The sequence below is a fragment of the Paenibacillus sp. SZ31 genome, from assembly GCF_012912005.1.
In the GTDB taxonomy this organism is placed as follows: domain Bacteria; phylum Bacillota; class Bacilli; order Paenibacillales; family Paenibacillaceae; genus Paenibacillus.
In genome coordinates this window covers 1-12,677 of the sequence record NZ_JABBEA010000025.1, presented here as the reverse complement: position 1 = coordinate 12,677, position 12,677 = coordinate 1, and the positions used below count along the sequence as shown (strand labels likewise).

Annotated in this window: 12 protein-coding genes and 1 other RNA gene; all 13 read left to right on the top strand. The window is 46.2% G+C overall.

Annotation, left to right across the window (positions count from 1 at the left end; genetic code table 11):
* Positions 1 to 125 precede the first annotated feature (125 nt).
* The 13 genes from HF638_RS27420 (at position 126) to HF638_RS27360 (ending at position 12,416) form a co-directional block, all read left to right on the top strand.
* The gene (locus tag HF638_RS27420; protein ID WP_062838120.1) at positions 126 to 1,730 is read left to right on the top strand and encodes a CTP synthase; all 1,605 of its coding nucleotides are present in this window, start codon (positions 126 to 128) and stop codon (positions 1,728 to 1,730) included.
* Positions 1,731 to 1,959: 229 nt separating this feature from the next.
* A complete protein-coding gene (locus tag HF638_RS27415; protein WP_169483063.1) occupies positions 1,960 to 2,346 on the top strand; it encodes a response regulator in 387 nt (128 codons plus the stop codon).
* Between the two features lie 260 nt (positions 2,347 to 2,606).
* A complete protein-coding gene (gene fba / locus HF638_RS27410) occupies positions 2,607 to 3,461 on the top strand; it encodes a class II fructose-1,6-bisphosphate aldolase (protein WP_169483062.1) in 855 nt (284 codons plus the stop codon).
* A 147-nt stretch (positions 3,462 to 3,608) separates the two neighbouring features.
* Positions 3,609 to 4,862 (top strand): UDP-N-acetylglucosamine 1-carboxyvinyltransferase, encoded by a 1,254-nt coding sequence (locus tag HF638_RS27405; RefSeq protein ID WP_169483061.1) that lies wholly within the window; start codon positions 3,609 to 3,611, stop codon positions 4,860 to 4,862.
* A 467-nt stretch (positions 4,863 to 5,329) separates the two neighbouring features.
* Positions 5,330 to 6,655 (top strand): transcription termination factor Rho, encoded by a 1,326-nt coding sequence (rho, locus tag HF638_RS27400; protein WP_062838116.1) that lies wholly within the window; start codon positions 5,330 to 5,332, stop codon positions 6,653 to 6,655.
* Positions 6,656 to 6,751: 96 nt separating this feature from the next.
* Positions 6,752 to 8,026, top strand: a complete 1,275-nt coding sequence (locus tag HF638_RS27395) for a radical SAM family protein (RefSeq protein WP_169483060.1) — start codon at positions 6,752 to 6,754, stop codon at positions 8,024 to 8,026.
* A gap of 102 nt (positions 8,027 to 8,128) precedes the next feature.
* A complete protein-coding gene (gene rpmE / locus HF638_RS27390; RefSeq protein ID WP_036607255.1) occupies positions 8,129 to 8,326 on the top strand; it encodes a 50S ribosomal protein L31 in 198 nt (65 codons plus the stop codon).
* Between the two features lie 147 nt (positions 8,327 to 8,473).
* An RNA gene (gene ffs / locus HF638_RS27385) (signal recognition particle sRNA large type) lies at positions 8,474 to 8,741 on the top strand.
* Positions 8,742 to 8,915: 174 nt separating this feature from the next.
* On the top strand, positions 8,916 to 10,661 hold the full coding sequence (dnaX, locus tag HF638_RS27380; protein WP_169483059.1) for a DNA polymerase III subunit gamma/tau: 1,746 nt from the start codon (positions 8,916 to 8,918) through the stop codon (positions 10,659 to 10,661).
* 41 nt (positions 10,662 to 10,702) lie between these two features.
* On the top strand, positions 10,703 to 11,014 hold the full coding sequence (locus HF638_RS27375; RefSeq protein WP_036607248.1) for a YbaB/EbfC family nucleoid-associated protein: 312 nt from the start codon (positions 10,703 to 10,705) through the stop codon (positions 11,012 to 11,014).
* 35 nt (positions 11,015 to 11,049) lie between these two features.
* Entirely contained in the window at positions 11,050 to 11,649 is a 600-nt protein-coding gene (recR, locus tag HF638_RS27370; RefSeq protein WP_062838113.1) for a recombination mediator RecR, read from the top strand.
* Positions 11,650 to 11,836: 187 nt separating this feature from the next.
* Positions 11,837 to 12,112, top strand: a complete 276-nt coding sequence (locus HF638_RS27365) for a DUF2508 family protein (protein WP_248278290.1) — start codon at positions 11,837 to 11,839, stop codon at positions 12,110 to 12,112.
* A gap of 34 nt (positions 12,113 to 12,146) precedes the next feature.
* Entirely contained in the window at positions 12,147 to 12,416 is a 270-nt protein-coding gene (locus tag HF638_RS27360; protein ID WP_169483058.1) for a pro-sigmaK processing inhibitor BofA family protein, read from the top strand.
* Positions 12,417 to 12,677: the final 261 nt, after the last annotated feature.

The following is a 12,677-nucleotide window of genomic DNA, read 5'->3' as shown; positions in this document are numbered from 1 at the left end:
GAGCAGTTCGCAGATGCAGGGAATTTCTGCCATTGCTCTTTTTAACGATGATTACCTGGGAAACAGGTTACGATAACACCATATATCGCCTGAATTTCTGTACTTATATTAGGAGGGTAATAACAGTGACAAAGTATATTTTCGTGACGGGCGGAGTTGTGTCCTCCCTAGGCAAAGGGATTACGGCTGCTTCGCTGGGCAGATTGCTGAAAAACAGAGGGCTTAAGGTAACGATTCAGAAATTTGATCCATACATCAACATCGACCCAGGAACAATGAGTCCTTATCAGCACGGCGAGGTTTTTGTTACGGATGATGGCGCGGAAACGGATCTGGACCTTGGCCACTATGAACGTTTTATTGATATCAATCTCTCCAAAAACAGCAACGTCACGACTGGTAAAGTATACTCTTCCGTCATCAGCAAAGAGCGACGCGGGGAATATCTGGGCGGAACGGTACAAGTTATTCCACACATTACGAACGAGATCAAAGAGCGTGTATTCCGCGCTGGACGTGAAGCGGGTTCGGATGTGGTTATTACGGAAATTGGCGGAACAGTGGGAGACATCGAGAGCTTGCCTTTCCTGGAAGCTATTCGTCAGATCAAGAGTGATGTAGGTCGCGACAATGTAATGTACATCCACGTAACCCTTATTCCTTATATCAAAGCAGCTGGTGAAGTGAAAACAAAACCAACGCAGCATAGTGTTAAGGAATTGCGTAGCATCGGTATTCAACCGAATGTGATTGTATGCCGTACCGAGTATGAATTGTCTGACGACATGAAAGCTAAAATTGCTCTCTTCTGCGATATTGATGAGAATGCTGTAGTTGAATGTCGTGATGCAGACACATTGTATCAAGTACCTCTGAACCTGCGTGAAGAAGGCTTGGATGAGATTGTGGTAAACCACCTGAAACTGACTACTCCTGCACCGGATATGAGCGAGTGGGAAGGGTTGGTTGACCGGATCAACAAGCTGGAGCACACGGTTGAGATCGCTATTGTTGGTAAATATGTAGCGCTGCATGATGCATATCTGAGTGTTGTTGAGTCCTTATCTCATGCAGGATTTGCATCCAACGCCGATGTAAAAATTCGCTGGGTTCCTTCTGAAGATATTACAGATGAGAATGTAGGCGACCTGTTACATGGTATTGGCGGTATCCTTGTTCCTGGTGGATTCGGAGATCGTGGTATTGAAGGTAAAGTATCGGCAATCCGTTATGCTCGTGAGAAACAAATTCCGTTCTTCGGTATTTGCCTGGGTATGCAGGTTTCCGTTATTGAGTATGCACGTTCCATCGTTGGCTTAAATGGTGCGAACAGCTCCGAGATTAATCCTGCTACGGAATTCCCTGTGATCGATCTGTTGCCTGAGCAAAAAGATATCGAGAATCTGGGTGGCACGATGCGTCTGGGTCTGTATCCTTGTAAGCTTCAGGAAGGTTCTTTGGCGATGGCTTGTTATGATGACGAGCTGGTGTATGAGAGACACCGTCACCGGTATGAGTTCAACAATGAATACCGTGAAACGATCGAAAAAGCAGGACTGGTTATCTCGGGTACATCCCCGGATGGACGTCTGGTTGAGATCGTGGAACTTCCAGGACACCCATGGTTCTTGGCAGTACAATTCCACCCGGAATTCACTTCCCGTCCGAACCGTCCGCAACCATTGTTCCGTGAGTTTGTAAAAGCTTCTCTGGAGAATGCACAGAAATAATACATGGTTTTAGTGTTAACGTAATAGATATCGGGGATGTTCCTGGCAACCATTTAGCGGATGCCGGAACATCCCTTTTTTATGTAAAAAGCAGGTCGAAATGCTTTTTGTCATTTTGTGAAGGTAGCAGGATTTTAATGGAAGAGGTAGAATACTTATCATGACGACTATGGGATAGTTATCCAGATTCGAAGACGTACATGCTTTCCTAATTCTAGGAGGTTACAGAGTGGAAGATAAAAAAGTTTTGATTGTTGATGACCAGAATGGTATTCGAATCCTGTTAATGGAAGTGTTCAGCAGTGAAGGATATAACACGTTTCAAGCACCCAACGGCAAGGTTGCCCTGGAGATTGTGAATAATGACAAGCCTGATCTGGTATTGCTCGATATGAAGATTCCTGGGATGGACGGTCTGGAAATCCTGAAGCATATTAAAGAAATTGATCCGGATATCAAGGTCATCATGATGACCGCTTATGGTGAATTGGACATGATCAAGGAAGCCACGGATTTCGGAGCGCTCATGCATTTTACAAAACCGTTTGATATCGATGAGATGCGAGTGGCTGTGAATATGCAACTTCGCAATAGTGCCGCCAATAAATGCAGCTGAATCCTGTAGATACAGGATTTTTTTGCGTGTGAAGAACATAGAGGGTACTTGGTGGAACAATGGGGTATTTCGCTCCTTCATCCGGGGAATATTGGAAATGGGGAAGTCATAAAGCGGTGTCTATGAAAACTGTGCTGCAAAGCACAGCATTTTTGCAAATGCTTGTTTAGTATTTGACATGGGATGTGGTATAATAAGCCCGTATGTGATTTCGGCTAAAAACCATAGACACAACCCAAACCCCTAGGAGGATTGAAACCATGCCATTAGTATCTATGACAGACATGTTGAACAAAGCACTCGAAGGAAAATATGCAGTTGGTCAATACAACATCAATAACCTTGAGTGGACTCAAGCGATTCTTGGTGCTGCTGAAGAAGAGAAATCCCCAGTAATCCTGGGTGTATCCGAAGGCGCAGCACGTCACATTGGTGGCTTCTACACTGTAGTTAAAATGGTAGAAGGACTTATCCACGACATGAAAATCACTGTTCCAGTTGCAATTCACCTGGACCACGGTTCAAGCTTCGACAAGTGTAAAGAAGCGATCGATGCTGGATTCACATCCGTTATGATCGACGGTTCCCACCACTCCATCGATGAGAACATCGAAATGACTAAAAAAGTTGTTGAATATGCACACGCTAAAGGCGTTTCTGTAGAAGCTGAAGTAGGTACTGTAGGCGGACAAGAAGACGACGTTATCGGCGGCATCATGTACGCTGACCTGAACGAGTGTATCCGTATCGTTAAAGAAACAGGTATCGACACATTGGCACCAGCTCTTGGTTCCGTACACGGTCCTTACCATGGCGAGCCTAACTTGGGCTTCAAAGAAATGGAAGAAGTTCGTGACGCGGTACAAGTTCCACTCGTATTGCACGGTGGTACAGGTATTCCTAAGCACGACATCGACAAAGCCATTTCCCTGGGTACATCTAAAATCAACGTAAACACAGAGAACCAAATCTCTTTCGCAAGAGTAGTTCGTGAAGTGCTTGCAGCTAAACCAGATGCTTACGATCCACGTACATTCATCGTACCAGGCCGTGACGCAATCAAAGAAACAGTTAAAGGTAAAATCCGTGAGTTTGGTTCCAACAACAAAGCGTAATTTATCTTTACCAGTTCCATACTGTGAAATGGAAGAACACCGCCTAGCCGGTGTCTTTCCATTTTCACACCTTATTTCTACATCGGAAGCCAACATCACGTATTGCCGTTCATCGGCTGCAAAACACGTAGGGGGACATTAAGCTTTATGGAAAAATTGATGATTAGTGGCGGACGTCCGTTGCAGGGAACTGTAACTATAAGCGGCGCCAAGAACAGCGCCATTGCGCTTATTCCTGCAGCATTGCTTGCCGAGTCAGAAGTCGTGTTGGACAACCTGCCACTTTTGAGTGATGTGGCGGTTTATGCAGAAATTTTGGAGGAACTCGGAGCACATGTGACTTGGGAAGGCAGTCAGATGAAGATTGATCCTTCTGACATCAAATCCATTCCTATGCCGAATGGTCCTGTGAAGAAGCTTCGCGCTTCGTATTATATGATGGGTGCATTGCTAGGGCGCTTTAAAGAAGCGACCATAGGTTTACCAGGGGGCTGTAATTTTGAGCCTCGTCCAATTGATCAACATATCAAAGGGTTTGAAGCGCTTGGCGCAACCGTAACAAACGAACACGGATCCATTCATTTGCATGCCAAAGAGCTGCGCGGAGCAAAGATTTATCTTGATGTAAGCAGTGTCGGTGCAACCATTAACATTATGCTGGCGGCTACTCGTGCCAAAGGCTCTACAATTATCGAAAACGCGGCTAAAGAGCCTGAGATTATAGATGTAGCAACACTTCTGAATTCCATGGGTGCCAGCATCAAGGGTGCAGGTACCGAAACGATCCGTATTGAAGGAGTTTCGGAGCTTAAAGGCTGTCGTCATTCTATCATTCCGGACCGTATCCAAGCAGGTACGTATATGATCGCTGCAGCGGCAACGCGCGGAGATGTTCTGATTGACAATGTAATTCCCAAACATCTGGAGGCTTTAACGGCAAAGCTGCTGGAGATGGGTGTTGGCATTGAGGAATTGGATGAAAGTATACGTGTCATGGGTAAACCGAATTATAACCATGTTGACGTGAAGGCACTTGTATATCCTGGTTTCCCAACAGATCTACAGTCACCGATGACCAGTGTTTTGACACAGGCAACCGGCGTGAGTGTCCTGAGCGACTTTGTATATAGTAATCGATTCAAGCATGTGCCTGAGCTGGTGCGGATGGGCGCAAAGATTCGGGTAGAAGGACGGTCAGCGATTATTGAAGGCAGTGCATTGAACGCGGCCAAAGTAAAAGCATCCGATCTTCGCGCTGGAGCGGCGCTGGTGATTGCAGGTCTCACCGTCAGTGAAGGTGTGACTGAAGTAACGGGGGTCGAATATATCGACCGTGGTTACGATCATCTGGTGACCAATCTGCGCCTGCTTGGTGCAGATGTATGGCGGGAAACCGATTAATATGGCAGTATCATGCATGATTCAGTCATACACATGTTTATTTTAGCTGAACTGCATATCCTTTCAGTAATTGGGTAAACCTGTTTTAATAGAGTTCTCAGTCTCTCCGGATAAAACGAAATGTTTCTGTTTCCTTTACCGGAGGGTCTTTTTTTGAATCAAACTTCATATGGCTGTAAGAACATCATTTCTCTTCCCCAACCCCCGGTTTTGTTTGAACTGCGCTCCATAGCCGGTCTATCCGGATTGATCGCCTCAATGCATCGTGTTCACTCATTAGCGGATCTTGCCGAATATTGGCCATCCCACCCGGAAACTTACACTCAAAGACAAGTATTTGCATTATAACGGTTACATTCCGTACAATGGACAGAAGAGATTGTGGCAGATGCTGCGCTCTATAGCCGGAACATCTAGCGAAACTATCCATTTCACACGGACTTATTAATTGAATAGGTGGTTATTATATGGATCTACAAATTTCCGATTTGGAAGAAATGAAACTAACGGACCTCTACAAGCTGGCCAAAAAATATCAGATACCTTACTATGGTACGTTAAAAAAGAAAGAATTAATCTTTGCTATATTACGCGCACAAGCTGAACAGAGCGGTCTGATGTTCATGCAAGGCGTACTCGAGATTCTACCTGAAGGTTACGGATTCTTAAGACCCATTAACTACTTGCCAAGTACGGAAGACATCTACATCTCAGCTTCTCAGATTCGCAAGTTCGACTTAAGAACAGGTGACCTCGTATCAGGTAAGTGTAGAACGCCTAAGGAAAACGAGAGATACTTCGGTTTGTTGCAAGTCAACGCTGTAAATGGTGAGAATCCATCGGCGGCTGCAGAGCGACTTCACTTCCCGGCACTAACCCCACTGTATCCGCAGAAAAAACTGGTTCTCGAAACATCCCCCAACCATTTGTCCACACGCATTATGGATGTGCTCGCCCCGGTAGGATTGGGACAGCGCGGATTGATCGTAGCACCTCCCAAAGCGGGTAAAACGCTTCTCCTCAAAGAAATTGCCAACAGCATCTCAACTAACAATCCTGAAATTGAACTATTTGTCCTGTTGATTGATGAACGTCCAGAGGAAGTAACGGATATGTCGCGTTCGGTAAAAGGGGAAGTTGTGGCTTCTACATTTGATGAACTGCCTGAGAACCATATCAAGGTGGCGGAATTGGTGCTTGAACGTGCACTTCGTCTGGTTGAGGCGAAAAAGGATGTCGTTATCCTGCTGGATAGCATTACGCGTCTTGCCCGTGCATATAACCTGGTTATTCCACCATCCGGTCGTACACTTAGTGGTGGTATTGACCCAGCTGCATTCCATCGTCCAAAACGTTTCTTCGGTTCTGCCCGGAATGTGGAAGAAGGCGGAAGCCTGACCATCCTGGCAACGGCATTAATTGATACCGGATCACGTATGGATGACGTCATTTATGAAGAGTTTAAGGGTACGGGTAATATGGAGCTGCATCTGGACCGTCGTCTGGCTGAGCGTCGTATATTCCCGGCAATCGACATTCGTCGTTCTGGTACGCGTCGTGAAGAAGTATTGCTCAGCAAGGAAGAGCTGGATACGATTTGGACGATTCGTAAGAACATGAATGATTCACATGACTTTGTCGAAGGTTTCCTGAAGAAACTTCGTAACAGCAAGACGAATGCAGAGTTTTTGGCGGCATTTGATTCAGCTGGTAATGGTCCAACAAGCAATTCGGGGACAACAACAACCCGTCGCTCACCGAGACAGACAGCTACGTCAGGTACATCGACTTAAGTGTCGTTCGACCAATAATATGCTTTTACAGCGTTGTTGTGAATTTTACAATACACTCGTCGTTAGGTTTAACCCATTAGATGTGAGGAGAACATCATGTATTTAGTATACGCAGATGAAAAAGGTAATGTATTTGATCACCCTTCCCTGTACGGGCTTGCCCGCAGTGGAGATATGATCGTTGAGATTATGGAGGATGAGTTGATTCCTCTGCCAGAAGGTGCAACGTTGGTTGGACTCCCGAGTACCCGGCCCATTGGTATGGACCCGGACACCGGTGAGATGCTGCCAATGCCAACAGACACACAGGCTGTTGGTGCATTGCTTCCACAGGGATTCACTCGTTTGTGTCTCCCTGGTTATGTGAAGACGGATAAGGAATATAAGTTGCCGTTGTTCGGTTATTCCGCAGTAGTTTGGAAAGATGGCGGGTTCTATGTCACAGCTTCGAAGTCGGATAGTCCTGACCAATGGAATCCGCTGAACTGTGATCGTGATGATGTGCGTTCGGGGGTTAAACGGTTGACGGAGCAATATCCCGAGAACCGTCTATATACCCATCTGTCCAACTGTGCGCTCGGATATGAATGTCTAACTTCGTCGAACACGTTCCTGAATCGTTGGGAAGGCGGAGTGCCGGTATCCTATTCCTGTAATGCGGGCTGTTTCGGATGTATCTCCGAGCAACCGGATGACAGTGGCTTTGTTTCACCGCAGACACGTATGAACTTCCGTCCACGTGTGGATGAGATTGTCCAGGTCATGATGGAACACCTGAAAACACCGGAATCCATCATTAGTTTTGGACAAGGTTGTGAAGGGGAGCCTTCCACGCAGGCCAAGCTGATTATTGAAGCGATTCGTGAAGTGCGTTCTGTAACGGATATGGGGTATATCAACATTAATACCAATGCCGGTCTGAATGATCACATTAGAGGTATTGTAGACGCTGGATTGGATCTGATGCGCGTAAGTACAATTAGTGCACTGGATGACCATTATAACGCATACTATAAGCCGCGTGGTTATACCTTGGCTAATGTCGAGAAGTCGATGAAATACGCGGCGCAGCAGGGCGTATACACGTCCATTAACTATCTGATCTTCCCGGGCGTAACAGATCGTGAAGAAGAGATTGAGGCGATGATTGAGTTTGCGCGAAGAACGGATCTACGTTTGATTCAGATGCGTAATCTCAATATTGATCCCGAGAGCTATCTGGGGTTAATTCCTCCAGCTCAAGGTGATATCCTGGGCATGAAGCAGATGATTGAGATTTTTGAAGACGAGCTGCCTGATGTGGTGATCGGATCGTATACCCACGTTCCACCAGCTGGAATGGCACGCCCTAAACGGTTGATTACCTCTTAACAATAATGGATTGCAACAGGCATTAGGCCGTGTTATAATCTCAGGGTTGTGCCATTTACTCTGGGTCCGCTTGAGGCTCAGGGCGGAAAGAGGTGAAAGGTAATGAAAGAAGCAATTCATCCTAATTACACGATTGGTCAAGTATCTTGCGCTTGCGGGAATACTTTTGAGACAGGTTCGGTTAAAGACGGACTTCGTGTAGAGATTTGCTCCGCGTGCCACCCGTTCTTCACAGGTAAACAGAAGTTTATCGATGCTGGCGGCCGTGTTGATCGTTTCAAGAAGAAATACGGAATCTAATAGGACAATTCTTGGAGTTGTCTGCTAATTGCATTCAACACACCCCTGCTGATCTGGCGGGGGTTTTTATATTTTTTATGCATGCCTAGTTGGCTCCAATTTCCTTCTGGTTGCAATTTGGATAACCTTACGTTATACTATTTCTTACCGTGCTAGATGGGGAGGTAGCGGTGCCCTGTAACTCGCAATCCGCTATAGCGAGGTTGAATTCCTGCTAGAGGTTTTGTCGATGTGAGGTTTGGTCCCTGAACGTGGTGTTGACGGTTGGGTCCTCCGCAATGAGTGCTCATGAACCTGGTCAGGTCCGGAAGGAAGCAGCCATAAGTGAGATTACTCTTGTGCCGGAGGGTCGCCTAGCCCGAGCTATTGTTCAGGGGTGCCACTTGGATCGCAAATATCGATAGCAGGTGCACGGCTTACCATTTAAATGTAGAGACCTTTGCAGTTGTATGTATGCAGAGGTCTTTTTGATATGTCTTAAAAAACCACGCATGAATGAGTCAGATAAAGTTTGGATTCACCCCGGAATATAGTATAATAGGGGAACGACAAAGGACTCGAATGCGAAGTGGAAGGAAGGTAACGCATCATGGAGCATATCGCGTTATACCGGGCTTGGCGTCCCCAGTCGTTTCAAGATATGGTGGGACAACAGCATATTATTCAGACCTTGCAGAACGCGATTCGTGAACAGCGGACTTCCCACGCCTACTTATTTAGCGGGCCCAGAGGAACGGGAAAGACAAGTGCCGCCAAGATTTTGGCCAAAGCTGTGAACTGCGAACGTGGGCCTGCGCCTGAACCTTGTAACGAGTGTGAAGCTTGCCGCAGGATTACGACTGGCGCTGTGATGGATGTACAGGAGATTGATGCTGCATCCAATCGTGGTGTTGAGGAAATCCGTGATCTTCGGGAAAAGGTTAAATATGCGCCAACCGAAGTCCGGCAGAAAGTCTATATTATTGATGAAGTGCACATGCTGACGACGGAGGCATTCAATGCTTTGCTCAAAACATTGGAGGAGCCACCGCCACATGTGATGTTTATTTTGGCAACAACGGAACCACATCGCCTTCCGGCTACCATTATATCGCGTTGTCAGCGATTTGATTTTCGCCGGGTTTCCTTGGAAGAGCAGACATCAAGGCTTACACTGATCTGTGAACAGGAAGGCATGGAAGCTGACCAGGATGCACTCCAATACATTGCCCGTTTATCGGACGGTGGAATGAGGGATGCACTTAGTGTGCTGGATCAGATCTCTTCATTTACGGATGGACGAGTAACGTACCAGCAGGTTATGGATATGACCGGCGGAATTGCTTCGGAGCAATTTGCCAAACTGGCTGCTTCGCTGCTCAAAGGTGATGTTGGTCAAATTTTGCAGATGATTGAAGGCTTTATGCATGAAGGAAAGAGTGCAGACAAGTGCATGGAGAATCTGCTTTATTATTTCCGTGATTTGCTTATGATTAAGATGGTACCTGATGCAGATAAACTGACGGACCGGGTACTTAATCCGGAATCTTTCCGTGATATGGCGGAGTCGTTTACCAAGGAGCAACTGTTCCACATGATCGACACCCTTAATCGGTATCAGAGTGAGATGAAATATGCCGTACAGCCACAGACATTATTTGAAGTGGCGTTGCTTAAACTGTGTAGTATTCCAGCACAAGGAGAGGCCTCTGTTCAAGTTGGAGCTTCATCACATGCGGCACCTGCTGATGGGGGAGAGATCAACCGCTTGAAGCAGCAGCTTGCTGAGCTGGAGAAGAAGTTGGATCGTGCACTTAAGAGCGGGTTGTCTGGTGGAGAGGGTGCATCAAGCGCTCCATCGCGACCGGCAACGAGAGCCCCTGTATCGAGAGGGAACTCGCCTGCGAAGCTTCCTGCACAGTTGGATCAGTATGTTGCCCGCAAGGGAGCCCCTGAGTTCGCAGATCTCAGCAAAAAATGGAGTCAGATCCTGCAACGAGTGAAGGAAGAAAGGGTTACCGTTCATGCCTGGTTTGTGGATGGTGAGCCAGTATCATTGCTTGAAGACAATGTTCTGGTTGCTTTTAAAAACAATATTCACCGCGAAACGACGGAGAAGCAGGCTAACCGTGAAGTCATTGAGCGGGTGTTGTCCGAACAACTTGGGCGTCCAGCACGATTGGTGACGATGATGCTCAAAGATTGGACCGGGGCAATGGAAGGGGCTTCTGAAGCGCCAAAGGAGGACTTTAAGCTTGAACCTGAGCATGAAGACGGCGGTTCAGGCAACAAACAGCCTTGGATTGATGAAGCTATCCAGCTCTTTGGTGAGGACCTTGTAGTGATCAAAGAATAATGCGCATAGCGCGATAACTATAACAAAGGAGATGAACAATTATGAACAACATGAACCAAATGATGAAACAAGTGAAGAAAATGCAGGAGCAAATGCTGAAAGCACAAGAGGAACTGGCGGACAAAACAGTCCAAGGTACTTCGGGTGGCGGCGTTGTGACGGCTGAAGTTAACGGACACAAGAAATTGCTTGCTATCACGATCAAACCGGAAGCGGTAGATCCGGAAGATGTTGAAATGTTGCAGGATCTCGTTATGACGGCTGTTAATGATGCAATGGCCAAAGCTGATGAGATTGCCAACAAGGATATGGGCAAGTTCACAGGCGGCATGAATATTCCGGGATTATTTTAATTAAAAATTGATCCTGTCAAAGGAGACACAATCGATTGTATTATCCCGAACCAATAGCAAAGCTGATTGATGCCTTCACCCGGTTGCCGGGTGTGGGTCCCAAGACGGCAGCGCGTTTAGCTTTTCATGTGCTTAACATGAAGGAAGATGACGTTATCGACTTTGCCAAAGCACTCGTGAGTGTGAAGCGTAACCTTCATTACTGCTCTGTGTGTTGTAATATCACTGATACGGATCCGTGTCGCATCTGTCAGGATAAGTCCAGGGATGTCTCTGTAATCTGTGTAGTTCAGGATTCGAAAGATCTGGTGGCGATGGAGCGCACCAAGGAATTCGATGGGTACTATCATGTGTTACAGGGTGCAATTTCACCTATGGAAGGAATTGGCCCAGACGATATCCGTTTGAAGGAGCTCTTGATTCGATTAAGTGATGAACGGATAAAAGAGATCATTCTGGCGACGAACCCCAATATTGAGGGCGAGGCTACAGCAATGTACATCTCCCGCTTGGTGCGTCCGTTTGAAATCAGTGTGACCCGGATTGCCCATGGATTGCCTGTAGGTGGCGATCTGGAGTATGCGGATGAAGTGACCCTTTCCAAAGCGCTGGAAGGGCGTAGGGAGATGCGTTAGTGTGTTTGAATTGGTTTAGCACAGCGTGCTTCCTTAGAAATTTCGGAGGCTGAATATGTTTGGATGTGCAAAGAGAGCCTTGGGGCTCTCTTTTTTTTGTGGTGAAAATGAAACGTCCAAGTTCTAAGTTTGTCCGTTCCCTGATATGTATGAGAATATGCTGTGCTGATCAGGAGGGGGAGAGTTTATGTTTATGTGGCGAAATGCACGGAACTCGGTAGAGAAACACAACAGAATGTTGAAGGAGCTTGAGGCAAATCAGATTTATGCGGATATTCAGACGGCAAAGCAGGAGTGGGAACGAGCGATGAGGCAGTTTGAAGATGCTCAGGGGCAGGATGAGATTGATTATGCCATCTATGTATTGGAGGCAGCAGAGCGGAAGTATCAGATCCATTTGAAGAGAGCCAAGCGTGCCAGAGCTAATAATGAGGTTGAAACACAGCGAGGGATTAGTATGTAGATTCAGGTTTGCACTATACATGGAGGTGTTGGATATGAAGAGTATCATACTGGGATCTGTATTGGTTATATCATTACTGGGGCTTATCGTTATTTTATTCAGGAAGAGGATAGTGTTATCGTTTTTCACATCATTTGGAATTCATCTGGTGCTGGCTGCAGTTGGGATATACATCGTTAATTATTCCGGTTGGTTAACTGGAACCTACATCCCTCTGAACCCTGCAACCATAGGAACTGTGACTGTTTTAGGGTTGCCAGGTGTAGGGCTATTATTGGGGTTGAAAATTTCTTTGTTTGGATAGTTGACTTCTGGAATATTTATATGGTACATTATATCTCGTTGCTTTGCTTGCTTGGTTACATGATTTGATGAAATGAAGAAGTGCATTACGAGCTTCGAAAAAGAATTTCAAAAAAACACTTGACCAAAACAAACAAAGTATGATATATTATAAAAGTCGCCGCTGAGAGAAAACGGTGACGAAAAAACAAGTTTGATCTTTGAAAACTGAACAACGAGTGAGTAAACATTCTGCTTGCAGAATGAACGCAAAAGTTTGAGA